At 61.7% G+C, this 24513-nt stretch carries 41 protein-coding genes; all 41 read left to right on the forward strand.

From position 1 onward, the window contains the following. The 41 genes from ABDB81_RS09865 to ABDB81_RS10065 all read left to right on the forward strand — a co-directional run bounded on the left by ABDB81_RS09865 (window position 1) and on the right by ABDB81_RS10065 (window position 24512). The gene (locus tag ABDB81_RS09865) at window positions 1-216 is read left to right on the forward strand and encodes a hypothetical protein (protein ID WP_346810853.1); all 216 of its coding nucleotides are present in this window, start codon (window positions 1-3) and stop codon (window positions 214-216) included. Window positions 217-226: 10 nt separating this feature from the next. Beyond that, window positions 227-838 (forward strand): hypothetical protein, encoded by a 612-nt coding sequence (locus ABDB81_RS09870; protein ID WP_346810854.1) that lies wholly within the window; start codon window positions 227-229, stop codon window positions 836-838. Between the two features lies 1 nt (window position 839). Beyond that, window positions 840-1166: a hypothetical protein gene (locus ABDB81_RS09875; protein ID WP_346810856.1), complete on the forward strand. Its 327-nt coding sequence runs from the start codon at window positions 840-842 to the stop codon at window positions 1164-1166. Next, entirely contained in the window at window positions 1163-1453 is a 291-nt protein-coding gene (locus ABDB81_RS09880) for a hypothetical protein (protein WP_346810857.1), read from the forward strand. Before ABDB81_RS09875 ends, ABDB81_RS09880 begins: the two co-directional genes overlap by 4 nt. Beyond that, the gene (locus ABDB81_RS09885) at window positions 1450-1785 is read left to right on the forward strand and encodes a hypothetical protein (protein WP_346810859.1); all 336 of its coding nucleotides are present in this window, start codon (window positions 1450-1452) and stop codon (window positions 1783-1785) included. Before ABDB81_RS09880 ends, ABDB81_RS09885 begins: the two co-directional genes overlap by 4 nt. Continuing rightward, on the forward strand, window positions 1782-1985 hold the full coding sequence (locus ABDB81_RS09890) for a hypothetical protein (protein ID WP_346810861.1): 204 nt from the start codon (window positions 1782-1784) through the stop codon (window positions 1983-1985). Before ABDB81_RS09885 ends, ABDB81_RS09890 begins: the two co-directional genes overlap by 4 nt. 30 nt (window positions 1986-2015) lie before the next feature. Then, window positions 2016-2189, forward strand: coding sequence for a hypothetical protein (locus tag ABDB81_RS09895; RefSeq protein ID WP_346810863.1), 174 nt, complete (start codon window positions 2016-2018; stop codon window positions 2187-2189). Next, the gene (locus ABDB81_RS09900; RefSeq protein WP_346810865.1) at window positions 2186-2395 is read left to right on the forward strand and encodes a hypothetical protein; all 210 of its coding nucleotides are present in this window, start codon (window positions 2186-2188) and stop codon (window positions 2393-2395) included. The genes ABDB81_RS09895 and ABDB81_RS09900 overlap by 4 nt, the downstream gene beginning before the upstream one ends. Further along, window positions 2392-2592 (forward strand): hypothetical protein, encoded by a 201-nt coding sequence (locus ABDB81_RS09905; RefSeq protein WP_346810866.1) that lies wholly within the window; start codon window positions 2392-2394, stop codon window positions 2590-2592. The genes ABDB81_RS09900 and ABDB81_RS09905 overlap by 4 nt, the downstream gene beginning before the upstream one ends. A gap of 552 nt (window positions 2593-3144) precedes the next feature. After that, the gene (locus ABDB81_RS09910; protein ID WP_346810868.1) at window positions 3145-3390 is read left to right on the forward strand and encodes a superinfection immunity protein; all 246 of its coding nucleotides are present in this window, start codon (window positions 3145-3147) and stop codon (window positions 3388-3390) included. Between the two features lie 149 nt (window positions 3391-3539). Next, complete coding sequence (locus ABDB81_RS09915) at window positions 3540-3773, forward strand: hypothetical protein (protein WP_346810870.1); 234 nt, start codon at window positions 3540-3542, stop codon at window positions 3771-3773. Next, window positions 3770-4234 carry a hypothetical protein gene (locus ABDB81_RS09920; protein ID WP_346810872.1) on the forward strand — a complete coding sequence of 155 codons (465 nt, stop codon included), beginning with the start codon at window positions 3770-3772 and terminating at the stop codon, window positions 4232-4234. The genes ABDB81_RS09915 and ABDB81_RS09920 overlap by 4 nt, the downstream gene beginning before the upstream one ends. A gap of 10 nt (window positions 4235-4244) precedes the next feature. Then, window positions 4245-4616 carry a hypothetical protein gene (locus tag ABDB81_RS09925; RefSeq protein ID WP_346810874.1) on the forward strand — a complete coding sequence of 124 codons (372 nt, stop codon included), beginning with the start codon at window positions 4245-4247 and terminating at the stop codon, window positions 4614-4616. Then, complete coding sequence (locus ABDB81_RS09930; RefSeq protein WP_346810876.1) at window positions 4609-5208, forward strand: hypothetical protein; 600 nt, start codon at window positions 4609-4611, stop codon at window positions 5206-5208. Before ABDB81_RS09925 ends, ABDB81_RS09930 begins: the two co-directional genes overlap by 8 nt. Continuing rightward, complete coding sequence (locus ABDB81_RS09935) at window positions 5177-5710, forward strand: hypothetical protein (RefSeq protein ID WP_346810878.1); 534 nt, start codon at window positions 5177-5179, stop codon at window positions 5708-5710. Before ABDB81_RS09930 ends, ABDB81_RS09935 begins: the two co-directional genes overlap by 32 nt. Before the next feature lie 278 nt (window positions 5711-5988). Next, complete coding sequence (locus tag ABDB81_RS09940; RefSeq protein WP_346810880.1) at window positions 5989-6300, forward strand: hypothetical protein; 312 nt, start codon at window positions 5989-5991, stop codon at window positions 6298-6300. Then, window positions 6284-6481, forward strand: coding sequence for a hypothetical protein (locus ABDB81_RS09945; protein WP_346810882.1), 198 nt, complete (start codon window positions 6284-6286; stop codon window positions 6479-6481). The genes ABDB81_RS09940 and ABDB81_RS09945 overlap by 17 nt, the downstream gene beginning before the upstream one ends. A gap of 45 nt (window positions 6482-6526) precedes the next feature. Continuing rightward, window positions 6527-6940 carry a hypothetical protein gene (locus ABDB81_RS09950; RefSeq protein ID WP_346810884.1) on the forward strand — a complete coding sequence of 138 codons (414 nt, stop codon included), beginning with the start codon at window positions 6527-6529 and terminating at the stop codon, window positions 6938-6940. Between the two features lie 81 nt (window positions 6941-7021). Further along, on the forward strand, window positions 7022-7807 hold the full coding sequence (locus tag ABDB81_RS09955) for a hypothetical protein (protein ID WP_346810886.1): 786 nt from the start codon (window positions 7022-7024) through the stop codon (window positions 7805-7807). Between the two features lie 53 nt (window positions 7808-7860). Continuing rightward, entirely contained in the window at window positions 7861-8232 is a 372-nt protein-coding gene (locus ABDB81_RS09960; RefSeq protein WP_346810888.1) for a hypothetical protein, read from the forward strand. Continuing rightward, entirely contained in the window at window positions 8229-8492 is a 264-nt protein-coding gene (locus tag ABDB81_RS09965) for a hypothetical protein (protein ID WP_346810890.1), read from the forward strand. Before ABDB81_RS09960 ends, ABDB81_RS09965 begins: the two co-directional genes overlap by 4 nt. Continuing rightward, window positions 8492-8743 (forward strand): hypothetical protein, encoded by a 252-nt coding sequence (locus tag ABDB81_RS09970; protein ID WP_346810892.1) that lies wholly within the window; start codon window positions 8492-8494, stop codon window positions 8741-8743. Before ABDB81_RS09965 ends, ABDB81_RS09970 begins: the two co-directional genes overlap by 1 nt. Before the next feature lie 508 nt (window positions 8744-9251). Continuing rightward, window positions 9252-9809 (forward strand): KTSC domain-containing protein, encoded by a 558-nt coding sequence (locus ABDB81_RS09975; RefSeq protein WP_346810894.1) that lies wholly within the window; start codon window positions 9252-9254, stop codon window positions 9807-9809. 178 nt (window positions 9810-9987) lie between these two features. Beyond that, window positions 9988-10401 (forward strand): helix-turn-helix domain-containing protein, encoded by a 414-nt coding sequence (locus ABDB81_RS09980; RefSeq protein ID WP_346810896.1) that lies wholly within the window; start codon window positions 9988-9990, stop codon window positions 10399-10401. Next, window positions 10385-10564 carry a hypothetical protein gene (locus ABDB81_RS09985; RefSeq protein WP_346810897.1) on the forward strand — a complete coding sequence of 60 codons (180 nt, stop codon included), beginning with the start codon at window positions 10385-10387 and terminating at the stop codon, window positions 10562-10564. The genes ABDB81_RS09980 and ABDB81_RS09985 overlap by 17 nt, the downstream gene beginning before the upstream one ends. Then, window positions 10561-11244: a hypothetical protein gene (locus tag ABDB81_RS09990; RefSeq protein ID WP_346810899.1), complete on the forward strand. Its 684-nt coding sequence runs from the start codon at window positions 10561-10563 to the stop codon at window positions 11242-11244. Before ABDB81_RS09985 ends, ABDB81_RS09990 begins: the two co-directional genes overlap by 4 nt. A gap of 9 nt (window positions 11245-11253) precedes the next feature. After that, window positions 11254-12702 (forward strand): DEAD/DEAH box helicase, encoded by a 1449-nt coding sequence (locus ABDB81_RS09995; RefSeq protein ID WP_346810901.1) that lies wholly within the window; start codon window positions 11254-11256, stop codon window positions 12700-12702. Window positions 12703-12931: 229 nt separating this feature from the next. Next, on the forward strand, window positions 12932-13642 hold the full coding sequence (locus ABDB81_RS10000) for a hypothetical protein (RefSeq protein ID WP_346810903.1): 711 nt from the start codon (window positions 12932-12934) through the stop codon (window positions 13640-13642). A 61-nt stretch (window positions 13643-13703) separates the two neighbouring features. Further along, window positions 13704-14486 carry a hypothetical protein gene (locus tag ABDB81_RS10005; protein WP_346810904.1) on the forward strand — a complete coding sequence of 261 codons (783 nt, stop codon included), beginning with the start codon at window positions 13704-13706 and terminating at the stop codon, window positions 14484-14486. Beyond that, window positions 14483-14698 carry a hypothetical protein gene (locus tag ABDB81_RS10010; RefSeq protein WP_346810905.1) on the forward strand — a complete coding sequence of 72 codons (216 nt, stop codon included), beginning with the start codon at window positions 14483-14485 and terminating at the stop codon, window positions 14696-14698. Before ABDB81_RS10005 ends, ABDB81_RS10010 begins: the two co-directional genes overlap by 4 nt. After that, on the forward strand, window positions 14695-14883 hold the full coding sequence (locus tag ABDB81_RS10015) for a hypothetical protein (RefSeq protein ID WP_346810906.1): 189 nt from the start codon (window positions 14695-14697) through the stop codon (window positions 14881-14883). The genes ABDB81_RS10010 and ABDB81_RS10015 overlap by 4 nt, the downstream gene beginning before the upstream one ends. Further along, complete coding sequence (locus tag ABDB81_RS10020) at window positions 14880-17573, forward strand: DNA polymerase (protein ID WP_346810907.1); 2694 nt, start codon at window positions 14880-14882, stop codon at window positions 17571-17573. The genes ABDB81_RS10015 and ABDB81_RS10020 overlap by 4 nt, the downstream gene beginning before the upstream one ends. Window positions 17574-17687: 114 nt before the next feature. Next, the gene (locus ABDB81_RS10025) at window positions 17688-18218 is read left to right on the forward strand and encodes a metal-dependent phosphohydrolase (RefSeq protein WP_346810909.1); all 531 of its coding nucleotides are present in this window, start codon (window positions 17688-17690) and stop codon (window positions 18216-18218) included. After that, window positions 18203-19549 (forward strand): hypothetical protein, encoded by a 1347-nt coding sequence (locus tag ABDB81_RS10030; protein ID WP_346810911.1) that lies wholly within the window; start codon window positions 18203-18205, stop codon window positions 19547-19549. The genes ABDB81_RS10025 and ABDB81_RS10030 overlap by 16 nt, the downstream gene beginning before the upstream one ends. 58 nt (window positions 19550-19607) lie before the next feature. Further along, a complete protein-coding gene (locus ABDB81_RS10035) occupies window positions 19608-20039 on the forward strand; it encodes a hypothetical protein (RefSeq protein ID WP_346810913.1) in 432 nt (143 codons plus the stop codon). Next, entirely contained in the window at window positions 20036-20596 is a 561-nt protein-coding gene (locus ABDB81_RS10040; RefSeq protein WP_346810915.1) for a 3'-5' exonuclease, read from the forward strand. Before ABDB81_RS10035 ends, ABDB81_RS10040 begins: the two co-directional genes overlap by 4 nt. 31 nt (window positions 20597-20627) lie before the next feature. After that, on the forward strand, window positions 20628-20858 hold the full coding sequence (locus ABDB81_RS10045) for a hypothetical protein (protein ID WP_346810916.1): 231 nt from the start codon (window positions 20628-20630) through the stop codon (window positions 20856-20858). Then, on the forward strand, window positions 20840-21817 hold the full coding sequence (locus tag ABDB81_RS10050) for a metallophosphoesterase (RefSeq protein ID WP_346810918.1): 978 nt from the start codon (window positions 20840-20842) through the stop codon (window positions 21815-21817). The genes ABDB81_RS10045 and ABDB81_RS10050 overlap by 19 nt, the downstream gene beginning before the upstream one ends. Continuing rightward, complete coding sequence (locus ABDB81_RS10055; protein WP_346810919.1) at window positions 21807-22145, forward strand: hypothetical protein; 339 nt, start codon at window positions 21807-21809, stop codon at window positions 22143-22145. Before ABDB81_RS10050 ends, ABDB81_RS10055 begins: the two co-directional genes overlap by 11 nt. Continuing rightward, the gene (locus ABDB81_RS10060; RefSeq protein WP_346810921.1) at window positions 22139-24211 is read left to right on the forward strand and encodes an SMC family ATPase; all 2073 of its coding nucleotides are present in this window, start codon (window positions 22139-22141) and stop codon (window positions 24209-24211) included. Before ABDB81_RS10055 ends, ABDB81_RS10060 begins: the two co-directional genes overlap by 7 nt. After that, window positions 24162-24512, forward strand: a complete 351-nt coding sequence (locus tag ABDB81_RS10065) for a hypothetical protein (protein WP_346810923.1) — start codon at window positions 24162-24164, stop codon at window positions 24510-24512. Before ABDB81_RS10060 ends, ABDB81_RS10065 begins: the two co-directional genes overlap by 50 nt. The last annotated feature ends 1 nt before the right edge of the window (window position 24513 follow it).

Genomic DNA, 24513 nt, shown 5'->3' on the forward strand with positions numbered 1-24513 from the left:
ATGCCGACCCCCATGGAGAAAGTGAAGGAGGCCGGCCGCCGCAACGCGATGCACGCCGCCTTCACCGAGGACGAGCTCGACGCTTTGGCCGGCGCGGTGCAAGTTGCACTGGAAGAGAAGCGCAAGGCCTACCGCGCTACAGCGGGGCAGGGCTTGACCGAAAAAGACTATGGCATTCCGCAGCTCGAGCAGCTGCGGAAGCGCCTCTCGTACTGAGGAGCCTGACATGGGCTGGACATACACACACAAGCCGAAAGGCCAGAGCGTGGCCGACTTTTTCTACCAGCACGGCGTCACCCGCTGGGGGCCCGACGTGCCGGCTACCTACAAGGTGCTCGACAGCGCACTGGTGAACCTGAAGACCTGGTACGCCGCGATCGAGCGCATCGACAAAGAGACCGGAGAGCGCCGCGTCTGGGCGGCGGTGATCCTCGTGGACTTCGTGCCGCCGAAGCGCCGCGAGTCGATGATGGGCAACGACTTCGGCTGGAAGGACATGGACGAGTCGATGGGGCCATACCAGTCGGACTGCCCGGAGCGCATCCTTGATCTGCTGACCGAGACCGATAGCGAGTACGCGAAGGATTGGCGCGCCCGCTGTCGCGCCAACATCGCAGCTCGCAAGGCGATTCCGAAGATGACTCACGGGGTGGTGATGAAGTTTGCCGAGCCGGTGAGTTTCGGCTCGCACGGCAAGGACGACTACTTCAAGGTCCTGCGAACCCGGGGCAGCGCGATCATCTGCTCGGCGTACACGCTGGGGATCACCGTTCGCCTGAACCGCAATTTCATCAAGGACCGCGCGCAAGGCTGCGGCGTTACGTTTGGAGGAGCCTGACATGGGCTACAAAACCGATTTCAACATCCGCGTCACGGACGTCCCCGACGGCTTCGACGCGTCGGCGATTCTGGATAGCATCCTCGAAACAGCGGGGTATTCGGGCGCGGACGTTGGGGAGTTCGATGTGCGCATCTCCGGCAAGTGGTACGACTGGGAGCGTGACCTGCGGAAGGTCAGCGCGGAGTTCCCTCAAGTTCGCCTGCATGTCGAAGCTGAAGGTGAGGAGGGCGGCGACCTCTGGGAGGCCCATTTCGTCGGGGGAAAGATGCAGAAATGTCCCGCCGAAATCATCTACGCGCCGTTCGACCCGGAGAAGCTGTCATGACCGTTTTCGACAACCACGGCCTGTGCTGCCCGCACTGCGGCCGCGACTCAAACCTCCGCGTCGAGGCGACGGTCGTGGCCAAGCTCCTTCCGGATGGGGCCGATACCGCCGGTGACCTCGAGTGGGATGACGGCAGTCACGTGCTCTGCGACACCTGCGGCAAGGAAGGCACCCTCGGCTCCTTCGCCAGCCGTGAGGCGAAGCTCGCTCGCTTGCTCCGCGCGTGGGTACACGGCGACCTCGTCGACATGGACGAAGTCGCTGAGCTTATCGGAGGCACGGCATGAGTGAACGCACCTTCCGTGTCCCGACCCAGGAGGGCGTGCGCGAGGTTCCGCTGCTGCAGCGCTTCAGCCATTACATCGGTGGCATCCAGCACTGGTTCGCCATCCATACCTACCTGGAGGACCAGGACCCGGTGCTGTCCGAGTGGTACAGCGGCATGCGTGTGTCGTCGCTGCACTTCCTGAAGGTGGGCCTGAACACCCTCCACATGACGAACCTCGAGCGGGCCAAGTTCAAGTTGAACCAGCTCGAGCAAGCACTGGGCGGCCGCGCGATGCACGACAAGATCAGCGCGGCGATCCTGGCCAACAACCTCAACCCGAAACTGACATGAAAATCCCCGTGACGATGAACCCGATCGATTTCATGTCGATCCTCAAGAAGCTGGACGACGAAGGCACCCCGTGGGACTTCCGGGGCAGCTCCGACGGCACGCTGCACCTCTATACCGACGGCGAGATGACCGACCATCGGATCAAGCTGGCAGACTACGGGAGTTGGACGGCGCACAGCACCTTGGTGGTGGCCCTGTAAAATAGCGGGCAAACAACCTAGGACGACACAATGAAAGTCACCGCCGCCCAGCTTTGCCTAAAATTCGATCACGCCCAGCTCGAGGAGATCCTCATAGAGCAGGGCTTCCAGTGCTCCGACAGTGAGTCGACCGGCGACCTGGCCGCCGTACTCGCCGAGCACATGAACGCGGAGGGGTTGTCGATGGGCGACCTGGAGACATGAGCTACCTGCTGCCGGATAACTTCGAGGCTCACGACGTCTTCGTGGCGATCGACAGGGTCGAGGAGCAGCTGCGGGAGATGCGGCAGAACACCCCCGGCCACCGAGAGGAGGCCAAGCGTCGCATCCTGCTCGAGGCCGTGGACAAGGCCACGACCGTCGACCAACTCAGGGTTGTGCTGCGCTATATGTTGGGGGAGTCATATTGAGCCTGAGCCAGCAATTCACCGCAATAGGGCAGACGCGAGCAGCCGGGGAGCGGCTGATCGCGGACGCGAAGGAGCTCGAGGAGTTGCATAAATTGCTCGTCGAGTTGCATGCACATCACAACGCCGTTGACCGGCGTAGCAGCGAGTATCACCGCCAGTTTGTCGCACGCATCCGAGCTATTTTGGGGATGAAGTGATTTAGGGCCGACGATCCGTTGTATTTAGCCTGCTAGGGTCTGGGGCATTATCACTATTATTGGGGTGTGTCCAATGTTTTTACGATTAGTTGTGGTATACATTGGCGCCCCTCGCGCTGCGGCGTAGGGATTTTGCTGCCAACACAAAGGTCACTAGATTCGTGGAGGTTAAATTGATCCATGCAACCTTAGAACGAGAACGAGTAAAACTCGCGGAGGAGACGCTAACGGAGCTAGCGCCTAGCACAGTCACGCTTGATGACTGGCACAGTACCCAGTGGCTCTGCTCGATACCGACATTCCAGTCGATCGGAGTTCGCTTTCACGAGGAAGAGGAGGAAGCATCACCCGAGTTCACAGGCACTGTTTTAGGCCTGTTGGTCACCCTTCGTGGGTACCCCGCCATAATGAAGCTCTTTGGCATAACACTTGGCCAAGCCGAGTCCTTGTTTGGGCCGCGCGGAGCCAGCTGTTATGACGAAGATGGTATGGATCTTAGTGACCAGGAACTGCTCCTCCACCGGTTCCGTGAGTTTCTAAAGGACTGTGCCAATGGGTAGTGCTGTTATAGGCCTGCTCCTTTCCCTGATTTACTTCCTGCCGACCTTCATTGCCAACTTGCGCGCGCATCCTAGTGCCAACGTGATCCTTGCAATGAACGTCTTCCTGGGCTGGACCGTCGTCTTCTGGTTCATAGCGTTGTTTGCCGCGTTGGGTACCGCAGCACCCCCACGGCATACGCTCGAGAACTTCGTCGAACGACAGTTCGGCCCGCTCCGGGAAGACGAAACCAAGTAGCTGATACCAACCGCCCTCTGGGCGGTTTTTTTATGCCCCCCGATCGTAAGATCCGGGGGCTTTTTCATTTGCGAGGCCCCATGAGACGACAGCTTCGTCGCACCGGAACGTGGGTCACCCGTGATCGCAGGGTCCTGCGAATCGCGGACATGGAAACCGACCACATCCGCAACACCATCAACATGCTCCGCCGCCGGGGTCTCGTGCCGAAGGGCACGCGGGGCCCGATGCCGTCGCCGCCTTTCGGTCTGCAGGGAGAGTTCGCTATCGATGCCGCGGAAGATGAATGGATCCGCGAGATGGACGAGTGGCTGAAGAGCCCGCCCGAGAGCGCTGCGCTTTGCGAGCTGGAAGCCGAACTGAAGAAAAGGGTACCCCAATGAAGAAGCTCATCATCGCAGTAGCCGCGGCCCTGGCGGCCGGCAGTGCGCATGCGGAAGACGACATCAATGTCTCCGCGTTGCTGTTCGGCGCCAGCCACCACGTCAACAGCCACTTCGGCCATGCCAAGGGCTACAACGAGGTCAACCCTGGCCTCGGTTTGGAAGCTGGTAAGAGCTGGTGGTTCGTAGGCGCCCTCACGTACCGCGACAGCTATTACAAGCAGGCCTACGCAGCATATGCCGGTACGCGGTACCAGTTGCCGATTGGCGCCGGCTTCACGCTCGATGCCGGCTTGCGCCTCGGTTACCTCAACGGTAGCGGCTGGCATGGCGCGATGGTGATGCCCTCATTGGGCGTCTCGTACAAGAACGTAGGCGTCGAAATGACGTTCCTGCCCCCAGTGAACTCCGGCAAAGCGAAGGACGGCGTATTGGCCTTCTGGCTGCGCGTTGCCTTCTAACACGACGATCATGAAGACCATCACCATTTCCCACGCCGTATCCGTGCAGTTCCTCAAGGAGGTGCTCACTACCGCCGTCGAGGGTGGCATCAGCTACTGGGCTCAGGCCACTGGGCCGGCCGAGCGCGACAGCGGCCACAACGTGGTTCAAGTTGAACTGGAGCCCTCCGAGGGACCGGACGAGTTCGAGAAGAAGCTCGTCACCACCGACACGGTTGCCGCAGGCATCGAGAAGGTGATGTCCGCCGGCTTCAGCGTGAACCCCCAGATTCCCAGCGACATCCTGCAGGCTCTTGGGGCCAACGACACCGGCTACATCGACGCGATGGACGCCGACGTCATCATCCAGGCCGGCCTGTTCGGGGAGATCGTCTATGGCTAACCCCGTCCTCGCAATCGAGAGCAAGATCGCCAAGCTGCAGCGCGACCGCGACGTGTTGAACGCTGTGATGCCGCATCTGCCGGTCGGCCTAACCCAACCCAGCTCGGTGATGGTCCACAAGCTCTTCGACTCCGAGGTGGGGCTGCACTACGCGGCCAAGACCATCTGGGAGGCCGTGGAAATCCTCGAGAAGTTCGAGCTGGTCCGCTGCTACGTGCATCGGGCGCCGCCATTCACTTCCGTTCGACCGTGCAAGGCTGGCGACTGCTACGGGGTCCACACCAGCATGGACTCGTACCGCCACGAGCTGAAGGCTTACGTGATGCTCGGCGACAGGCTGGCGCGCGTTGACGTGAGCCTGCCAAAGGACACGCTGGGCAGCTACCGGAAATCGGACCCCCGGGCCAAGGTGCGGTTCAAGCTGCTGCCGGAGTGCAAACTGAATGGCGGCCAGCACGTGCGCTTCGCCGCTCCGAACGTCGAAGGGGAGTACTCGGCGCCGAATATCGTCACGCTGTGGGGAAGCAAGGAGTCCCTGCACACCGAACTGGAGAAGGTCTATGGCGCTCGAGCTACCACAGCGAGTCACTGACCGCATCGAGAACTTCGGCAAGGAGGATCTCTGCTGGCGCTGGACCGGCCAGCAGACCAAGTCGGGGGTGCAGCTGCGGATGCAGCGCGACTATGAGATGCGACCGTACAAGATGCCCACGAAGATCAAGCCTTATGGGGTGACGAAGTTCGAGGGCAAGCGCACCTACGTCCACAAGCTGGTGTTCGAGGCCCTGGCCAACCAAACACTGCAGATGGTCTCCTACCAGATTCGCAACGAGTGTGGCGACACGTTGTGCTGCAACCCGCGCCACTGGCGGATCGTTGACCGCTCGCCGCCGCCCGAGATGCTGAAACCACCAGCCGGCCAAGGCCAGCTCGATGAATGTGTCGAGCTGCTCGAGGACATGCTGGCGCATGAGCAGCCGCAAACGCTGGAGGAGGTGCGCAAGCACTCGTACATGGTCGACTTCCCCGAGGAGGTCATCAGGACGGCGCTGGTCAAGGTCGGGAAGGGGTGGCTGTGTACACCAAGCTCCTGATCCAGTACGCCTCCGGGCAACTCTTCACCCACTACTTCGACAACGAACGGACTCTCGAAGCATGGAAAAAATCCTTCGCCTCCTTGGCATCGCTCGGCGTGATCATCAGCATGACCCCGTGGTCGTGTTCCCGCCTTCCTTCCGGCCGCCAGCCAGAGGCCAACAGCCACGAAGAGTGGCTGTCCCGGAAAACGTCTATGCCGAAGCCTCGGTCGAGGCCCGCCTTGCCGAGGTGAAAACCCGGCTAGGAGATCGCTACCTCGCGGCCCCGACGAACCATGTCAAGCGCACAAGCAGCAGGAACCAGGCGGTTTGTTCCCACCTGCAGGGAACGTGACCTTTACCTCGGGTATCGGACGTTCGCGCTGACCCTGGCCCCCGAGGTGGCTCGCGCCATCAAGAGCGAGCACGGCCAGGTCCTCACCCGGGCGCTGAAGGATGCCGATCACCCGTTCTGGGGTGAGCACTGGCATGCGATCGAGCGCCAGCTCATCGAGGCCTGCAATGCAAACCTGAAACCTGGGCTGCGCTTCGGGCAATCCGCCCAAGACCCAACCGAAATTGGAGTGTTTGATGAAACTGATCGCTGAGATGGCCCTCGGCAACTCCGCCTTTGAAGGCCCTGGCGGACCGGCGGAGGCCGCGCGCATCTTGCGCAAACTGGCCGACGAGCTCGAGGCCAAACCTGAGTTGCAGCCGAGCCCGGAGATCCATCCGTTGCGAGACGTCAACGGCAACCGCATCGGTATCGCATACATCACGGACGTGTGAGATCTGGTGCTAGACTTTCGTCGTCAAAACGAATAGGTCTAGCCCATGAAGATCCTTGTACCCCTCGTTCTGGTGGTTGCGCTTGCCGGCTGCGCCACCACGCCGATCCCTGCCGAGCAGGCCAAGGCCGTGCCGGCCGAGCGCCTGTTCGCCTTCCAGCAACGGCCGGCGGGGGAGTACGCGACGCTGATCGTCACGCGAGACACCGGTATGGCTGGTGCGCGCAGCGACGTGAAGCTCTCCATCGGCAATCAGCCCGCCGCTGATGTTGGAGCAGGGGAGACCGTTCGGTTCTACCTACCCGCCGGGGAGGTAATCGTCGGAGCCAAGCTTGACGAGGTGCTTCTCTCACAACCGATCGTCGAGCGCGCAGTGGCCCTGCAACCTGGCCAGGCCCGCCGATACCGAATATCCGTCAACCCAGGTGTTGGAGTAGATCTCCAGCCCACCGCCTTCTAGTCCAAAGCCCGCGCAAGCGGGCTTTTTTGTTTGCCCCTAAGGCCCGCACTCGCGGGCCTTTTTCTTTTCCGTCAGGAACACATGATGAACCAGCAGAAGCTCGAGCTGGCGCGTTCGCTCGCCCGTTCGAAATACGACAGCGGCTGGCGGCCCAAGCACATCCTGGGCACCGGCAACATGAAGCTCCTCAAGGGCATGACCAGAGGGGTCTTGACCGCCGGCCTGTCGCTGGCGCCGGCCGACTCGAGCGGGGTGATGAACGTCTGCCCCAAGGCATCCCGCGAGTGCAAGGCCTTCTGCCTCTTCGGGGCCGGCCGCGGCGCCGAGCACTTCCATGGCGCCGAGGGCGTGAACCCGACCTGGGTAGCGCGCATCCTCCGGACCATCTGGTGGAAGGAGCAACCCGAGGATTTCAAACAGACCTTGGTCGAAGACATCGCTTTCTACCAGCGGCGCGCGGCGCGTAAGGGCCTGGACCTGGCCGTCCGGCTGAACGTCTACAGCGATATCGCCTGGGAAGTGAAGTTCCCTGAGGTCTTCAAGCGCTTCCCGGAGGTGCAGTTCTACGACTACACGGCGATCGCCAAGCGGTTCGATAAGCCGTTGCCGAAGAACTACGACCTAACGTTTTCCTTGAAGGAAGACAACCACCGAGTAGCCGCTACTACCCTCAAAAAAGGGCAAAACGTCTCCGCCGTTATTCGCTATTCTGAGTTCCCGCTGCAGTTCATGGACGCCCCGACGGTCGACGGCGACGAGCATGACCTGCGGTACCTCGACCCGCGCGGAGGCCACGTTGTGGTGCTCCGCCCCAAAGGCCCGCTCCGCACGAGCCGGTCCCCGTTTATCCAGCTGGTTCAAGCCTGAACTGATTGCCACTCGGCAGTCGGGTGGCCAACTTCGCCCATGAGAAACGCAACATGACACCGCTTCAACGTCGCACCACCATCAGCCGCCTCCTCGAGATCGAGGTCGAGGTCAAGAGCCAGGAACATGGCGCCCTGGAGGAACTGCTCCATGTTGGCCACATCGGCTTCAAGAACATGAACGATGACCAGCTCGTGATCGCCGCGAACGAGCTCGAGTTGGACATCCTTCCGACGCCCGAGCAAGAGCGCCGCCTGCGCCAGTTCGCCGAGAACGGCGGTCAGGGCTGGAAGGACACGCTGAACAGCCTCTGGCTCAACGGCCGGGACGCCTCCCTCCAGGACGGCCACCTGCTGCGCCAGGTCCGCAACCACCTGGGCCCGCAGTGGCTGAAGGACGTGAAGCTCGAGGAGCTGCAGGCATGAGGATCAACGTCTACAGCCAGGAGCTGACGTCCGAGGTCATCCACGTCTCCAAGGAAAGCAACACAGGCGTGACCTACCACGCGGCGCAGCTGATTCTGCACAGCAGCGAGCGCCTGCACCACCCGCCGATGGACGACGACCGAAGCGCGGTCACCTTCTGGCTTCCGAAGTCGCCGGAGAAGCGCCTCGCAATGGCGGCTGCTTTTCAGGAGATCGCCAGGATCTTCCGGGTGGCACCACCTGAAACGGGGCTCGACTGATGAAAGCACAAGCACAGAAGGTCATCGACAACTACCGCGACAACATGGCCGCCCTGGACGGCGACCAGTTGGACGCGTTGATCGAGCTGGGCGACCAAGCCGAGCGCATCGTCAAGCTCGTCGAGCTCTCCGAGCAACTTGCTGCAGCGATGGACAACGTGCTGCTGCACCACGGCCCGCACATGCCAATGGAAGACTTAACGAGCCGCCTGAAGTTGGTGGATGCGGTCCAGGAGCTGCTCTCCGAATGATCCTGGCCAGTGCACTGACGTGCCTGGCTCTCAACGTCTACCACGAAGCCCGCGGAGAACCTCTCCGCGGCCAGCAAGCCGTTGCGATGGTCACGCTCAACCGAGCGCAGTGGGACCAGAGCAACGTCTGCAAGGTCGTCTACCAGAGGAAGCAATTCTCATGGACACACACGATACGCGACCCGCGACCCAAGGACAGCCAGGCCTGGGAGCTCGCACTCACAGTCTCCCGCAAGGCTCTTACCCAAGCCGCCGATACCGTGACACGGGGCGCGACCTTCTATCACGCGACGTACGTGTCGCCACGGTGGGCAGTGTCGATGCAGCCGGTGGCTCGAATCGGGGCCCACATCTTCTACCGGGGCACCAAAGCTTCGCCCAGAAGTACGAAGCGGTCCTCCCTGCTCGAGCCGGCGCTCCCTGGACGCGCGCCGAGCGCGACAGATTGGTGGCTGCGTTCTTTCGTCATGAGTCGTACGAGGCTATCGCTCGATCGCATCAACGCAGTGTGGGCGCAATCGAAGCGGAACTCGGACGGCACTTCGTCAACTTCCGGCAGTTTCACGCCGCGCACCAGCAGCAGGAGCTTCCTATGCACCAACCCCCGGAGGACCGGGTCGCATGGACCCCCGGCAATCAGGCTTGCCTCAATCGACTTCGCCTTCGACAGGCGAAGGCCGAGCAGGGCGGGCGCGATCAACTGCGTCGCCTGATCGACGGGCACCGGGACTACGCAGAGCTCGAGTGGGACGACTACCTCGAGCGCAACGCAGCAGCTTTTATCGCAGCACTTACCCCACTTACGAAGGGAGATTCCATGACCACCGCTGTAACCCTGACCAACCAATGGTCGACCGTCGTTTCTTCGAACATCTCAGCGCTGAAATACGACACGGCCGGCAAGCGCCTGTTCGTGCGCTTCAGCAACGGCACCGTGTACAGCTACGCGAACGTGACGCAACAGATCGCCGACGAAGTCTTCAACGCGGAATCGGTCGGTCGGACGTTTAATTCCATCGTCAAGGCTTACCAGACTGTGTACCCGTACCAACGCGAGGAGGGCTAACACATCACAAGGGGCGGCAGGTGTAAGGGAGGTGTGACACTTCGTAACAATTCTTTACTGCCTCCGGTAGAATTCGGCCGCCACTTAACACCATCCACACCTTTCTGTCTGTCGGAACAGCGGTGTGATTTCTGAGTTGTCCCGAGAGACGAACGGGATACCTGCCTAGAGTACAAAAGTGCCTACAACAACGTCTCCCGAAAAAGCGGAGAGAAACCAACAAATCGTCGACCTGTATCGTGAAGGGCAGAGTGCGCCTGAGATTGCGCGCCAGTTCGGGCTGTCGATGCCCATGGTGCGGAAGGTCGTTGCTGAATCCGGGGTCAAGGCCGCTGATCGGGCCAAGAATTTGAAGGAGCCACGTAAGCCGCTGGGCGCGGCACAGCGCCGCGTCGGGGAGCGCCTCACGGCGTATCGCACGCTGGAGGCCAAGCAGTCGAGGCGCGAAGCTGCGGACCGCATCGGCTGGTCGGTGGCGAAGGTCGCTTCGATTGAACAAGGTCTGCATGACTGTACCATTACGGATCTGATGGATCTTGCTGGCTACATGAAATGCGACATGCGGGAGGTACTAGGTGACACGAAACGTTGACACGAGGTTCGTCGCGCTCTTCAAGAGCGCGACGCACTACAACCGGGTGCGCGGCAGCGGCGCCAACCTGGCGATCGTGTACGAGGCCAATGGGGCGAAGGACCCGCTGGTTCGTACCATCGCCGGACGCATGCTCCGCAACATTCGCCGGAGGGCAGCATGATCGAAGTGCCGCACTACGGCGTGCATTGGTCGGAGGACGGCATCGCCTTCCTCCACCAAGGGCGCCAAAGCACCAACGTACTGGGCCTGGCCATGAAAAGCCCCTTCCAGGTGAAGGAATCGAAGGGCCGCCCCTGCAACCACCTGCTGCCGATCTCGGCGCCGGTACCGGATCCCATTCACTGGAATCGCTTCCAGGGCCTGGGCACCGACCCGTTGGTGCAAGCCATGCTCCCCCTCCCAAAGGAGGGTGCCGGCTGCTATTACGTCGACGATCCGCAAGATCTGCTCGGCCTGAAGCTGGTGCTGTTGTCGAAGCTGAGCAGCCCGATCACGTCGGTCGTGAAGCTGCTGTGGATGACCAAGTCGAGCGACATCATGGCCGAGCTGCAGCGCACGAACGTGCAGCCGCTCGTGCTGATCCGCGCGACGCTGAAGGACCAGAAGGTCGTCAACGAGATCATCCAGGCCGCGCCGTACCTGCCGCGCAAGGTGATCATCGCCGGCGATCCGGACCTGGTGATCACGCCGCCGGCGCAACGCATTAAGACTGGCCTGTTCGAACACAACGACCGGGACTTCGCCGAACTGCCGTTTGAGGTGTTGGGCATGACCATCCTGCGCCGCTACATGCGTAGGGAAGCCCCCCTCGGCGATCTCCCGCCGCCTCGCAAGAAGTAACTTCCCACTATGAAAGAAGGACTCCAACTCCGCGACTCACAGGTCGCGGCGCTGGCGTTCGGCCTTACGCAGCCCAAACTGATGAATCTGTCAGATCCTGGGGTGGGTAAGACCGCGCCAACCTGCGCCTACATGTGGCACCTCTGGTCCACCCAAGGTGTGAAATCCGTATGGCCACAGCCCAAGTCGCTGCTCGTCAAGAACCGCCAGGAACTGCTCGACTGGTCCAACTTCAAGCCGGAGGAGGTGATCATTATCGACGGCACGAAGCAACAGCGGGCCGAACAGATCGCCGACCCACGCGGCAAGGTCTGGCTCATGGGTTTCAAGCGCTGGTCTGACGACTGGAAGCTGATTCTCGAGCACCACCCCGAGATCAAGCACATGGCCGTCGACGAGTTCCACCTCGGCTACTCGACCTGGGGGTCGAAGCAGACCCAAGCCTGGTACGAGTCGAGCAAGAAGATGAAATCGATGGTCATCATGACCGGCACGATCATCCGGGGCCGGCTGACCAGCGCGTTCCCCGCGATCCATGCCATCGAGCCACGGTACTACGGACACTACGGCAACTTCCTGGCCCAACACGCCATCATGGATGAGTACGACACCATCTATGGCTGGAAGGGCCACGCCAAGCTGGCAGAGATCTTTCGCCGGCACGGCTTCCGCCGCACGTTTGAGGACGAGTACGGCAAGGAAGCCAAGGTGATCATCCCTGAGACCGTGGAGATGTCGCCGAAGCAGCGCGAGGCCTACCGCGAATTCGAAGAAGCGGCGGTGCTCGAGCTCGAGGACTCGTTCCTGATGGGCGACCAACCGGCCGTCAACGCGATCCGCTGTCGCCAGATCCTGGCCCACCCGGAGACGTTCGGGCTCTGCCTGAGCGAGACCACCGGGAAGGACGAACGGTTGAAGATCCATTTCGGCGACGCGGCGCAGTCAGGAGACCCCATCGCGGTGTTCGCTGCGCTGGTGCCGGAGCAGGAGCGCATCGTCAAGCTGGCCACGTCGATGGGGCTGCGTGCTGCCCTCATCAACGGCAATGTGCCCGCCACGAAGCGGGCAAAGATCGACGAGCAGTTCCGCGCTGGGCTGCTCGACTGCGTGGTGGCCTCACCGGCCACCGCCGGGATCGGGTTCAACTGGGCCCACCTGAAGACCATGGTGTTCGCATCGACCGACTACATGGATGACTCGTTCATCCAGGCCTATCGACGCGGTATCCGTGGCCAGCGCGACAGCCCGCTCTTGATCTATGTCCTCGAGTATCGGGACTCGATCGAGCAGCGGATCTTCCAGATCATCGAGAACAAGTCGAAGGATGCCAACAAGGTTGACCCAACCAAGGAAGTGTTCCAGCTCTCAGGCCAAACCGCTGAAAAGCGCGCGGCCAAAGGCGCGTCGACGCAAGCCAAGAAGACCGGACTGTCGATGGCCGACATGATCAAAAGATAGTCCCGCAACACCCCGCCAGAAGGGCACCCATATGGGCGCCCTTTTTTATTGTCTCGAAAAGGAGCACATGATCGGAAACGCATACCTGTACCCCACTTTCGCGCTCTCGCAGTAGCGACTACTGCGCGGCCAGAACTGCTCACAAACGTGTTTCGCGCCCCTAAGATTCATCCATCGATGCGCATCGACAAACACGTAACCGAAACGAATCACGAAACAGGAACTGAAGATGGACGCAATTCAAGAAGCAATGCAAAAGGCCACCGAGGCCGCAGCGGCGCAGGTCGCGGCAGGCCCCGGTGCCGCATCGACCTCGACCGACGTCGCAGTCGCTGCGCAGCAAGGTGGCGCGGTGGGTATGCCTGCCGCACCGGCCACGCCGATGACGATGGAAAGCCTGATGTCGGGCTCGATCAACGTCGACATCTGGCTGAAGGTGAAGGAATTCGGTCTGTTGGTCGGCGACAAGAGCGACCTGGTGTCGGAGATCAAGGCGATCATCGACATGACCGAAGGCACCGGCTTCGTCGTCAAGAAGTCGATCAAAGCCGGCAACCCGGTGCAGTACTGGTCGACGTACGACGGCGTGGGCTGCGACAAGGGCGGCAGCTGGACGGACGCCATCGCCAAGGCCCGCCAGATCGACCCGAAGGCCGGCGAGTACCGCTCGGTCGACGTGCCGATGGTTCTCACGGAAGACGTGAAGAACGCCAAGGGCGATGTTGTGCTTGCCGAGGCTGGCAAGACGGCGGGCTACTCGACGTCGACCACCAACTGGCGTGAGTGGGAGACCTTCTACAAGTCGGTCGTGATGGCGGGCCTCCTGGGCAAGCGCGTTGAAGTTGTCGTCGGCTTCAAGCCGATGAGCAACAAGAACAACAACAAGTGGGGCGTCATGACCTGGACGCTTGTTGGCGAAGTCGGGCAAGGCGGCGAGTAATCGCTGTGTGCTGAGGGGAAAGGGCAGGGCTCAGGCTCTGCCCTTTTTTATGGAGATTCACATGCTTCACCTGATCGACGGAAACAACCAGTTCCGCATCAAATTCGAGGCGCAGGGCTCTGGCCAAGGCATCCGCGGAATCGTCGCTGACATGCAGATGATGCCCGTCGGAGACCAAGTCATCTGGGTCTGGGACGGCTACAACGCCAAGGCCCGCCGGCGCGCTCTGTACCCGCTCTACAAGGAAGGCCGTAACGCCCCATCGGACGACTTCTACCGAACAATGGATCTGTTCAAACAGGTCCTCCTGCACACTCGCTGCATCAGCCTGGAGGTGCCGACGTTCGAGGCCGACGACGTGATCGCGCAGATCGTGAAGGGCTACGCCGGCAAGGCGCTGGAGATCGAGATCCAATCGAACGACGGCGACTACGAGCAGCTGGTCAGCGACACCGTCCGGACCACGCGCCCCACGAAATACGACGTGCCGTTCGACGAGGTGCGCCTCATGAAGGCGCTGACTGGGGATACCTCAGACAAGATCACCGGCATCCCGTTCTTCGGTGCTACCGCCTTCGCCGCCTGCGACAAGGCACGCTGGCTTGAGTGGTTCAAGAACCCCGAGCTCGAGATCGACTTCGAAGAAGAAGCCGCGCGCCTGGGTCTGAAACAGAAGCGCCACCGCGAGTGGATGTCTTGCCCGGACCGCCGCCAGCTGCTGCGCAACATGTGGGAGATCGTCGGCTTCTTCGAAGTCCCCGAAGCTCTTATCCGCGAGCACATCGTGGTCGGCAAGCCCGATAGCGTCCAGATCAACACCATCCTGCAACAGTACCTGCTGTGAAAGTCATCTCCATCAAAGACATCCCGCCGCTGCACATCGGCCACCGCGACACCTTGTCGGTGACCTACCACGATCACCTGGGCCAGAAGCACGCGCTGCTGGCCGGTGCGGAGGTCCCCACCGGCGTAGTCGACTGCATCAAGATCGTCCGGCTCGAAGACGAGCACGGCTTTGAATCGGGCTTCGGTGCCCTACTAGGAAAGAAGAAATGACCCAGAACGAAGTCATCCTCCTCATGCTGAAGGGAGCCATCGCTGAATCCGCGCCGGAGGAGCGGGCCGCATACGAAGCCGCGCGCGCGGATGTCGAAGCGTTGCGGCAAAAGCATGGCCAATCGGGGTTGCTGGCCCTCGTAGTTGCCGGCATCGAGGCCTCCATTGAGATGGAGAAATCATGACCGCGACGACCGCTGCTGAAAGAGCTGCGATCCTGCACCCGGCGGAGTATCCGAAGATCCTCGTGGACGCACGGAACTTCGACTCGATCGCACCACAGATCCTGGCCGAGATGGCCACGGCCAAGATGGTCGGCTTCGATATCGAAACCGACGACGAGAACCGTCACGACGGTCTCAACAAGCTGATGAAGGTGAACGCGGAAGGCAAGAAGGGCGGCAACACCAAGCTGCTCTTCGATACCGAGCGCACGACCGTCGACGGCTTCTCCCTGCACATCGATGGCACGGCGCACGCCTACTACGTGAACCTGAACCATGCCGACGCCGAGAACCGCGTTGCCTGGGAGAAAGCGAAGACGCTGCTCGACGCCAAGCCGGAGGACGCCTACTGGGTGATCCACAACATGGCCTTCGAGCTGGTGATGATGCTCAAGGCGCTGGGCTATCCGCTGGGCGAGAAGATCATTTGCTCGCTACAGCTGTGCGTGTCGGCGTATTCCCCCGACACCTATCCGATGGACCGCTTCACGGCGCCAGGCATGGGTGGTATCAGCAAGCTGATCCCGCAGATCGCCAAGGTGTTCGCTGGCTACCAGGCTGGCCAGGAGCTAACGGCCGAGCAGGACGACCTGCTGATGAAGGTGATCGCCAAGGAATCGGACGCGGAGCACAGCTACAACGGCTACGTGAAGTCCATCGCCTATGGCTACGACCTGAAGAAAGCGGTCAAGAGCTGGTTCGGCTACGAGATGCAGACGTTCGAGCAGACGCTGAACGGCAAGGCTCATATGGGCCAGCTGACCGGCGAGGAAGTGGTTTCGTACGGTGCAGACGATGCAATCTGGTGCGTGAAGCTGTTCCATCGCGTGCTCGCCTACATCATGCAGACGAACCCGGCCGTGTTCCAGACCTACCTGGATCAGGAGCTACCGGCCGTGCACATCTTCGCCGAGGCCTGGGGTCACGGCATTCGGATGGACAAGGCCAAGGTGCAGGCCCGCCGGGATGTCGAGCGCCAGAACGAAGCAAAGCTGCTGCGCAACATGAAGAACGCGGTGCGCCGGCTGCTGCCGTTCCCGGGCGCCCCGCACGACCGGCTGACGCGCTACGACCCGAAGTGGTACCCGAACAACTACGCGAAGTACCGTTCGCAGATCACTGCCTGGGCCAACAGCCCCGACAGCGACGACGACTTCACGCAGTGCATGCAGGTCCGCGGCCCGGTATCGAATGCCTGGGCGGCCGATCTTGGCAAGCCGGAATCGAAGGGCGTCAACCTCACGCACTACATGCCGATGCGGACCATGCTCTACGACCTTTGTGGGGTGGGCTTCATCCTGTCGGACGGCAAGGTGCAGTCGGACGGCGATGCCCGCGCGCTGATGCGTGAGCGATGGATCGTCAACTTCGACAAGGAACACCCGGGTGTGGTCGACGCTGACAAGAACTCCAAGAAGTTCGGCGAGTTGTTGAACGACGACCACGCGCTGCCGTCGGAGATCCTCCGCTACGCCGCGGTGCTGGAGGTGCTGGACTGCTACAGCGACATGGCCGAGTTGGCCACCCGCATGAAGCTGTTCGTGACGCCGTACATGCACCTGGTCGATCCGGACACCGGCAAGGTCTACCCGCAGATGTCCAGTCTGCTGGCGACGCGCCGGTCGGCCTGCTCGAACCCGAACGGCCAGCAGCTTGGCAAGTACGGCGAATCGGCCTATGTGCGCGGCTTCTTCGAGGCCGACGAGGATGACCACGTACTCGTTTCTGCGGACTGGTCGGCGGTGGAGCTGGTTGGGGTGGGGGAGGAATCCCGCGACGAGAACTTCTTCTTGGCCTATGGCCAGCGTCCCCACCAGGATCTGCACTCCACCACGGTGTGCGGTCTGCTCGGGATCACCAAGGCCGTGCTGGACACGATGCCGGACAAGAAGGAGCTGCGGACCAAGATCGGCAAGCCCGCGAACTTCGGCTACTGGTACTCCGGGGGCCTGGGCACGACGGCCAAGGAACTGGGCTGGTCGAGCGAGCAGATGTGGGAATACGTGGACAAGTACCGCGCGACCTACGCCGGCGGGGAGCAGTGGCGCCTCGACACGATCCAGTTTGCCCGCGAGCATGGCTACGTCGAGCTCCGCGACCACCACCGCCGGGATCGCTTCGAAGCAACCTACACCTGGGCCAACATCATGCGTCAAAAGGTGGCGACGTACGGCCTGGACTCGGTCAATGCGTTCTTCGAGCTCGTGATCAAGAAGATCATGAACCGAGCCGGTAACCAGTCGGTGAACGCGAAGATCCAGGGCCTGTGTGCGGCGCTGGCCAAGCGCACGATGAAAGCCATGAAGGCCAAGATCAAGGCGCTGGGACTGCGGGCGCGGTTCTACCTGCTGGTGCATGACGAACTGGTGTACTCGGTGCATCGGGACGACGCCCTCGAGTTCATGGACCTCCTGTACGAAACCATGATCGACGGCTTCGGGCTGATCACCTATCTGAAGCTGGACTCCTCGCTGGCCGTTGGCCGCAACTTCCAGCCCTGGAGCCTGGACGTCCCGCACGGCCAGATCGAACTGATGGAGCTCAACAAGAAGCTCCCCTGCGTGCCGGAAGACCGCTGGGGTAAATCGGCGACGCGCGAGGAGCGCCAAGCCGTCATCGATTATCTCTTCGAGGAGAAAGCCTGTGCCTGAAGTCAAGGACTTCAAGGAGCGCCTGGAGCAGGCGCTCCAATCCAAAACGGGTTGAGGCCGGAATGATCTGAAGGCCCTGATGGACGAGATCTACGTGCAGATGCTGGAGGAAAAGTGCGCACAGACATCCTGACCCACAGCGGCCACTACTTCAACTACACGGATCTGGCCAGCAACGTGGTGACCATCGAGGACATCGCGCATGGGCTGTCGAATGTGTGCCGGTTCGCCGGCCACAGCCCCGAGTTCTACTCGGTGGCGCAGCACTCGGTGCTAGTCAGCTACCTGGTGCCGCCTGAGGACGCGCTGGCCGGCCTGATGCATGACGCGACGGAGGCGTACCTGGGTGACATGCCCACGCCGCTGAAGCGGCTGATGCCGGCGTACCGGGAGCTGGAGGACCGGCTGCACGAAGACATCTTCCGCCGGTTCAACTTGAACCCGGTGCTGCCCCCGTCGGTGAAGCAGGCCGACCTGATCGCCTTGGGCGGAGAGAAGCGCGACTTCTTCCCGCGTGACTGCGAACCCTGGTTCGTGCTGCAGGGCGTCGCAGAGTGCCCCTACACCCTGGAGGCGTGGATACCGCTCCGCGCCAAGCTGAATTTCCTGAAACGATTCGAAGAACTAACATGCAAGCATTCCTGAACATGATGGCCGCCGCCGCGGCCAGCAACAAGAAGGACGCCAAGCTGGCGGCCCTGAAGCTGATCGAGAACTGCCCGGAATCGAGAATCCTGGCACACGCGGCTCTGTACCCCCTCACACGCTTCGGTATCAAGAGGATCGACATGCCGGTCGTCTTCGCCTCGACTGACGCCGGCGCGGGCCAATTCCTCGGGTTGCTGAACGACCTGACATCGAAGCGTCTGACCGGCAACGCCGCGCGCGACAGCGTGACGCACGTGCTGGGCCAGTACACGGAGTCCACCGCGAACCTACTGGCCCGCGTGCTGAAGAAGGACCTCGACGTTGGCATCAAGGTGGACACCGCCAACAAGGCATTCCCAGGCTGGATTCCGGACGTGCCCTACATGCGTTGCAGCCTGCCCAAGGCCGCCAAGTTCAACACCTGGGACTGGGTCGGCGGCGCCTTCTCGCAGGAGAAAGCCGACGGTATGTTCGTCAACGTTGACCACACCGATGACGGTGAAGTGCGCATCTCGAGCCGACAGGGCCAGGAGTTCCCGCTGGACCAATACGCCCCGATCGTAAGTCTGATCCGCGAGCAGCTACCGACTGGCTTCCAGTTCCACGGCGAACTGGTGGTCCACATGGACGGCAAACCGATGGAGCGCCAAGATTCGAATGGCGTGCTGAACCATGTCAATCAGGGTGGCCTCTTCAGTGAGCTGCAGACCCCCGTGCTCTATCTATGGGATATGGTGGCCCTCCACGCGGTGCAGCCAAAGGGCAGCTACATGCTTCCGTACCACGACCGGGTTGCCTCGCTGGCACGCCTGCTGCGAGACCCAGGCGCGGAGGTTCGCCTGATCCCGACCAAGGTGGTGTACTCGTTAGACGAGGCCTATGAGCACGCGGCGGAGCTGATGGCCCAAGGGAAGGAGGGCACAATCCTAAAGGAACGGAACGCCGTGTGGGAAGACCGCACCAGCAAGTCCCAGATCAAGCTGAAGCTGGAGGCTGACGTCGAGTTGAAGGTTAAGGGCTTCAACCGGGGTGAGGGCAAGAACGCCGCGACGTTCGGTTCGATGCAGGTAGCGACGCATGATGACCTGCTCGAGACCAATATCTCCGGTTTCTCGGACAAGCTGCGTCAGGAAATCAGCGATAACCGCGATGACTGGCTGGGTGCCATCGTGACTGTGCGGGGCAACCTGGTCCTGAAGCCGTCCCCGAGCAACCCGAAGTACTCGATCTTTCTGCCGCGCTTCGTTGAACGCCGATTTGATAAGTCGGAGGCCGATTCTCTGCAGTGGGTGATCGACCAATTCGAGGCAGCGAAGCTCGGCAAGTAGTCGCTACCAAGGCCCCGAAAGGGGCCTTTTTCAATGCGGGTCGCCATAGACTTCCCGCATGCCACCGAACCATAAGACCTGGCAGGGCGCCCAGGACGAATTCGAAGCCCGCTTCACCGACCGGTACGGCAAACGAGCCTTCGTTTGCTGGCTCGCCGACACCGCACTCGCCAAGGGAATCCGAGGCAAGAGCGCACTGGCACTGCCTCAGCCGTCTGACGCAATTGTGACGCTCAACGGCCACACCTGGTACGCCGAGGTGAAGAGCAGCGAGAACCCGGTCAGCTTTCCCTTCGCAGACATTCGGCCGTCGCAATGGGCGGCATCGGTCCGGCAGGTCGCGGCCGGTGGTGAGTACTTGTTCTACGTCAAAAGCCTGGCCACCGGCCTCTGGTTCGCCGTCCCTGCCCAGGTCTTTCACGAGATCCGAGCGGGCGGCGTGAAGAGCGCCAAGTGGGCCGACCTCCAACCATACCAATTCGCACTATGACCCAGCTTTACCACGACATCCTGGTCGACCTTGAAACGACTGGCACGGACCCGAGTCACAACCAGATCCTGCAGATCGCTGCCGTGAAGTTCAACCTTGCCGAAGGCACGGTCGGCAGCACTTTCGACCAGGCGCTGGCCCCGATCCCAAACCGCTTCTGGGACGAAGGTACCCGTGACTGGTGGTTGAAGGACAAGCGCGCCATCCTGCAAAGCCTGTTTGCACGCCAGCGTGATGCGGACGTCGTGCTGAAGGAATTCAGCCAGTGGTGCGAGCAGGATACGGACCCGTACGAGAAGCTGCGTTTCTGGGCCAAGCCGATCTCGTTCGACTTCCCGTTCCTCAGCTCGTACTTCAAGTCGCTTGAGGTGAAGAACCCATTCCACTTCCGTAACGCAATCGACCAGAACACCTGGCTGCACGCCCGCCATTTCCCGAACCCGGTGCCCAACTACGAGGGCGAGCTGATCCCGTTCGAAGGGCCGGCGCACAACGCGCTGTTCGATTGCTTCCACCAGTTGAAGGTGATCTTCCGCTGCTACGCGGACACCAAGTAAAACAAGGGCCCTTCGGGGCCCTTCGCACACCATGACCGCACCGACCCCATCGAATACCGAGACGCTGCGCATTGGCTTCATCGCCGCGTTTGCGAATCTTCTCGCTCAACTGCACCCCTCCGAATACCCAGAGGGCTGGCGGGAGTGGGCAGAGAAGCTGCTGGATCACCTCGACCCCGAGCTCGAAACCAAAGACGCCATTGAGGCCGCCATGAAGGTGGTCGACTCTCTCCTGGAGGCACCATGCAAATCGGAAACCTGAACGTCCACTTCATCGGTGATCCCCACCTGGGCCGCAAGTTCGAGACCGGCGTGCCGCTGCACAGGCGCGGCGAGCGCGAGGCCAGCGTTCAAGAGCAGTTCAAGCGCGAGCTGCTGGTCGCGTGCGACGTGAACATCTGCGTCGGCGACATCTTCGACAAGTTCGTGGTGGCGCCCGAGGTGGTTCTGTTCGTCGTCGAGGCCTACCGCGAAGCCATGCGCGAGCGCCCTAACACTGCCTTCGTCATCCTGCGGGGCAACCATGACGCGAGCCGCGACACCGACAAGGCCAGTTCGTTCGATCTGCTGTATGAGCTGCTGGACGGCCTGGGAATGATCACCGTGGTCAAGGACACGATCTTCGTCTACGACAGCCAGCCCGTAGGCGCCAAGATTGCGTTCCTGCCTTGGATGCCGTTCGAAACCGCCGCGCAGATGGCCAGCAAGCTGACCGGCCAGTTCGACTGCGTGGTCGGCCACTGGGATATGAGCGACTACGGCGGCGACGCCCACAACGTGATCCCGTTGCCGCAGCTGCAGGGCAAGACCAAGCTGGTGGTCTCGGGTCACGACCACAACGGCAAGGACTACGACGTGGATGGCATGAAGATCCACTACACCGGATCGATGCAGCCCTACAGCCACGGCGAAGACGCGGCCGGCGCGCTGTACGTGTCGCTGACGCTGGACCAGCTTCGGGCGGACCCGGGCGCGTACCGCGACAAGAACGTCCGCGTGCTGCTGAAGCCGGGGGAGAGCCTGGACTTCGAGATCGACTGCCTGGCGCTGACCCAGAAGCGCGTGGCGGCCGACCTGCAGGAAGAAGAGGGCATCGAGATCCAGCTCGACACCTTCGATATGCAGGCAATCCTGCGCCGCGCGCTGGAGCGCAACAGCGTCAGCGACACGACGGCGCAGCGCACGATGGACATGTACATGGAGCGCCGCAATGCCGAATGAGAAGACCCTTCGCAAGATTGGAAACTGGCTAAGGAGTCACGACACCGGCGTCTCCTCCGAAACGATGCTTGCGATCTTCCTGGGCGCCACGAAGGGAGACTTCGATGCGCCTCATGACCCTTCGGACTTTGGCCGCTGCTTGAGGCTGATGAAGGCGGTACCGGAGATCCGTGATGCTTTCCCCCGGATTGCGAAGAAGGTACCGCAGTTTGCCGGGATCCTGCGCGAGTGGGACGCGCTGGCCAAGATCTACCGGCGTGACAAGCCGACCGGCCGGAGTGACGAGTTGTACCGCCGCATCAAAGAACTGAGGAACGAGAAATGCTGAACAGCATCCGCATCCGTGGCACCTTCCGCCACAACGACACCACCATCAACTTCCAGGACGGCCAGTCGGCCATTGTGGGCCCGAACGAGTCGGGCAAATCCATGGTCCTGGAGATGATCCGCTTCGCCCTCTGGGGCACCGCCGCGCTGCGTGGCGAGGCCGCCGACTACAAGACGCTGAAGGTCGATCTGGACTTCGCAGTGAAGGGCGTCGGCTACACGATTCACCGCTCCACCAGCAAGGCCACCCTTGGCCGCGAGGGTGTCGAGATCGCCACCGGCACGAAGCCCGTGAACCAGAAGATCCGTGAGATCTTCGGCTACGACATGTCGGTGTTCGACGTGGCCAACGCCTGCCTGCAGGGCAAGGCGGAGGAGCTGGGCGACATGAAGCCGGCCCAGCGCAAGGCAATGGTGGATCAGACGATCGGCCTGCACGTGTTGGATGACATTGCCAAGGTGCTGTCGGAGGAGGGCCTGAGCCTGCGCCGCCAGGCGGACACGATCGAGAGCATGCTGCGCGAGCCTGTGGCACCGGAGGCGCCGGCGAATTACCGGCCAGCCGCCGACCTGAAGGCACTGGTCGAGGAGCTCCAGGCCCAGGCCACCGAGCGTAGCCAGCTGGCAGGTTTCCTGTCGGTCAAAGTCGACCCGCCGGTGGCACCGGCGGCATGCGCCGTCACGGAGTCGGTCCCCGAGCTCGAGGCGATTCAGGCCAAGCGCAAGGAACTGGCCGACGCGGCCACCATGCTTGTGGGTCAGCGAGACCTGGCGGCGCGCGAGTTGGCCGGCCTGAGTTTCACGTCTTTCACGGCCGAACAGTTGGACGCAATGGCTCAGGCCCACGAGACGCTGGCCTTGAACGGCCAGCTGATGGCGCAGGTCAAGGCCCTGAAGTGTGCCGACTACACGAAGGATGAACTCGACGCCATGGAGCGCCAGTTCCATGACGCTGAAGCCTGGGGTGGTAAGAAGCGCCTGCTGGCCAAGGGCGAGCACACATGCCCGAAGTGCGATCACCACTGGCCGGTGGCCGAAGAGCTCGAGCACCCGGACCTGAAGGCCGTGGTCGAGACCGAGTACCCGAAGCTGACGCTGCGTCAGATCCAGGAGCAGCGCGCGCTGCTGGGCAACAAGGAGCGGCGCAACGCTCTGTATGAGCAGATGAAGGAGGTGCAAACACCGACGATGACCCTGCAGGAAATCACCCGGCACCGTGGCTTCCTCGGCAATCAGGAGCGTAAGGAGAAGCTAGAGAAGGATGTCAACGAGCTGAACGGCCACGTGCTGGTGCTGCGCGGCCGGCTCGAGCAGATGCCAGACCGGGAGGCGGACCTTCGAGCCCGCCTTCACTACGATTTGCTGGCGGCTGAGTACGATCGCGCGCTGCCGAAGTACGAGGGGCATGTGGCCGAGCGCGCGGTGAAGCAGAAGCGCTTCGACGAGCTGGAGGGATGCAATGCACGACTGTCGCATTTCCGCTCCGAGCTCGAGGCAAGTATGCGATACGAACAGGCCCTTGGACGTTTCCAGCAAGACCTTTCCTCCTACACTTTGGACATGCAGAAACTCACTGATCTGCGGGCACAAGCGGAGGATCTGGCGAAGGCCAGGACTGCAGTGATGGAGGCAAAGGTTGAGGTCAAATCTCACCTGACCCCGTCGCTGAACAAGGTCAGTTCGCTGCTGCTGAACCAGATGACCGGTGGTGTGCGAAACACCATCGAGATCGACGAGGACTTCAACATCAACGTCGACGGGCAGGCGCTTCACAAGCTGTCCGGATCTGGCAAGGCCGTAGCGAACCTCGCAATCCGAATTGGTCTGGGCCAAGTACTGACCAACCGGGTTTTCTCCGTCTTCATGGGCGACGAAGTGGATGCAGCCATGGACGACAACCGCGCGGAATACACCGCCGAATGTCTCCGTAGGCTGACCAGCACCATCAAGCAGGTGGTGATCGTCACGCACAAGAAGCCCGTAGCAGATCAGATCATCGATCTTACGGAGAAAGTCCATGAGGGACGTAGTACTGGAGCTGTTGAGCAAAAACTACACGCCGCGTGAAGTCGCGGTGATGGCTGAGATGTCCGTGACCGATGTCACGGACATCATGAAGTCCGAACAGGTGGGTGGCTGGGGTGCTCCGGACCACTTCACCTACATCGTCTCTCGCCGGCTCCCCAACGCATTCGAATGGCCACGCGCGCACGCCGCGAAGCTGGCCGACACCAAGATCGAACACGACGCCGGCCTCGTGTCGATGGTTCAGGTGAAGGACTCTGGATTCGTTGTCCAGTACGCCTTCCCCAATCCTGAACCTATCCAGCGCCGCCCCTGGTTCACCGCCAAACCGGAGCCCTACTGAA

The organism is Cupriavidus sp. DL-D2 (assembly GCF_039710735.1).
In the GTDB taxonomy this organism is placed as follows: Bacteria; Pseudomonadota; Gammaproteobacteria; order Burkholderiales; family Burkholderiaceae; genus Cupriavidus.

Excerpts from the sequence above, each read along its gene's own strand:
- ABDB81_RS09865 (WP_346810853.1), top strand. The coding sequence starts at position 1 with ATGCCGACCCCCATGGAGAAAGTGAAGGAGGCCGGCCGCCGCAACGCG.
- ABDB81_RS09870 (WP_346810854.1), top strand. The coding sequence starts at position 227 with ATGGGCTGGACATACACACACAAGCCGAAAGGCCAGAGCGTGGCCGAC.
- ABDB81_RS09875 (WP_346810856.1), top strand. The coding sequence starts at position 840 with ATGGGCTACAAAACCGATTTCAACATCCGCGTCACGGACGTCCCCGAC.
- ABDB81_RS09880 (WP_346810857.1), top strand. The coding sequence starts at position 1,163 with ATGACCGTTTTCGACAACCACGGCCTGTGCTGCCCGCACTGCGGCCGC.
- ABDB81_RS09885 (WP_346810859.1), top strand. The coding sequence starts at position 1,450 with ATGAGTGAACGCACCTTCCGTGTCCCGACCCAGGAGGGCGTGCGCGAG.
- ABDB81_RS09890 (WP_346810861.1), top strand. The coding sequence starts at position 1,782 with ATGAAAATCCCCGTGACGATGAACCCGATCGATTTCATGTCGATCCTC.
- ABDB81_RS09895 (WP_346810863.1), top strand. The coding sequence starts at position 2,016 with ATGAAAGTCACCGCCGCCCAGCTTTGCCTAAAATTCGATCACGCCCAG.
- ABDB81_RS09900 (WP_346810865.1), top strand. The coding sequence starts at position 2,186 with ATGAGCTACCTGCTGCCGGATAACTTCGAGGCTCACGACGTCTTCGTG.
- ABDB81_RS09910 (WP_346810868.1), top strand. The coding sequence starts at position 3,145 with ATGGGTAGTGCTGTTATAGGCCTGCTCCTTTCCCTGATTTACTTCCTG.
- ABDB81_RS09915 (WP_346810870.1), top strand. The coding sequence starts at position 3,540 with ATGGAAACCGACCACATCCGCAACACCATCAACATGCTCCGCCGCCGG.
- ABDB81_RS09920 (WP_346810872.1), top strand. The coding sequence starts at position 3,770 with ATGAAGAAGCTCATCATCGCAGTAGCCGCGGCCCTGGCGGCCGGCAGT.
- ABDB81_RS09925 (WP_346810874.1), top strand. The coding sequence starts at position 4,245 with ATGAAGACCATCACCATTTCCCACGCCGTATCCGTGCAGTTCCTCAAG.
- ABDB81_RS09930 (WP_346810876.1), top strand. The coding sequence starts at position 4,609 with ATGGCTAACCCCGTCCTCGCAATCGAGAGCAAGATCGCCAAGCTGCAG.
- ABDB81_RS09935 (WP_346810878.1), top strand. The coding sequence starts at position 5,177 with ATGGCGCTCGAGCTACCACAGCGAGTCACTGACCGCATCGAGAACTTC.
- ABDB81_RS09940 (WP_346810880.1), top strand. The coding sequence starts at position 5,989 with ATGTCAAGCGCACAAGCAGCAGGAACCAGGCGGTTTGTTCCCACCTGC.
- ABDB81_RS09945 (WP_346810882.1), top strand. The coding sequence starts at position 6,284 with ATGAAACTGATCGCTGAGATGGCCCTCGGCAACTCCGCCTTTGAAGGC.
- ABDB81_RS09950 (WP_346810884.1), top strand. The coding sequence starts at position 6,527 with ATGAAGATCCTTGTACCCCTCGTTCTGGTGGTTGCGCTTGCCGGCTGC.
- ABDB81_RS09955 (WP_346810886.1), top strand. The coding sequence starts at position 7,022 with ATGATGAACCAGCAGAAGCTCGAGCTGGCGCGTTCGCTCGCCCGTTCG.
- ABDB81_RS09960 (WP_346810888.1), top strand. The coding sequence starts at position 7,861 with ATGACACCGCTTCAACGTCGCACCACCATCAGCCGCCTCCTCGAGATC.
- ABDB81_RS09965 (WP_346810890.1), top strand. The coding sequence starts at position 8,229 with ATGAGGATCAACGTCTACAGCCAGGAGCTGACGTCCGAGGTCATCCAC.
- ABDB81_RS09970 (WP_346810892.1), top strand. The coding sequence starts at position 8,492 with ATGAAAGCACAAGCACAGAAGGTCATCGACAACTACCGCGACAACATG.
- ABDB81_RS09990 (WP_346810899.1), top strand. The coding sequence starts at position 10,561 with ATGATCGAAGTGCCGCACTACGGCGTGCATTGGTCGGAGGACGGCATC.
- ABDB81_RS09995 (WP_346810901.1), top strand. The coding sequence starts at position 11,254 with ATGAAAGAAGGACTCCAACTCCGCGACTCACAGGTCGCGGCGCTGGCG.
- ABDB81_RS10000 (WP_346810903.1), top strand. The coding sequence starts at position 12,932 with ATGGACGCAATTCAAGAAGCAATGCAAAAGGCCACCGAGGCCGCAGCG.
- ABDB81_RS10005 (WP_346810904.1), top strand. The coding sequence starts at position 13,704 with ATGCTTCACCTGATCGACGGAAACAACCAGTTCCGCATCAAATTCGAG.
- ABDB81_RS10015 (WP_346810906.1), top strand. The coding sequence starts at position 14,695 with ATGACCCAGAACGAAGTCATCCTCCTCATGCTGAAGGGAGCCATCGCT.
- ABDB81_RS10020 (WP_346810907.1), top strand. The coding sequence starts at position 14,880 with ATGACCGCGACGACCGCTGCTGAAAGAGCTGCGATCCTGCACCCGGCG.
- ABDB81_RS10030 (WP_346810911.1), top strand. The coding sequence starts at position 18,203 with ATGCAAGCATTCCTGAACATGATGGCCGCCGCCGCGGCCAGCAACAAG.
- ABDB81_RS10035 (WP_346810913.1), top strand. The coding sequence starts at position 19,608 with ATGCCACCGAACCATAAGACCTGGCAGGGCGCCCAGGACGAATTCGAA.
- ABDB81_RS10040 (WP_346810915.1), top strand. The coding sequence starts at position 20,036 with ATGACCCAGCTTTACCACGACATCCTGGTCGACCTTGAAACGACTGGC.
- ABDB81_RS10045 (WP_346810916.1), top strand. The coding sequence starts at position 20,628 with ATGACCGCACCGACCCCATCGAATACCGAGACGCTGCGCATTGGCTTC.
- ABDB81_RS10050 (WP_346810918.1), top strand. The coding sequence starts at position 20,840 with ATGCAAATCGGAAACCTGAACGTCCACTTCATCGGTGATCCCCACCTG.
- ABDB81_RS10055 (WP_346810919.1), top strand. The coding sequence starts at position 21,807 with ATGCCGAATGAGAAGACCCTTCGCAAGATTGGAAACTGGCTAAGGAGT.
- ABDB81_RS10060 (WP_346810921.1), top strand. The coding sequence starts at position 22,139 with ATGCTGAACAGCATCCGCATCCGTGGCACCTTCCGCCACAACGACACC.
- ABDB81_RS10065 (WP_346810923.1), top strand. The coding sequence starts at position 24,162 with ATGAGGGACGTAGTACTGGAGCTGTTGAGCAAAAACTACACGCCGCGT.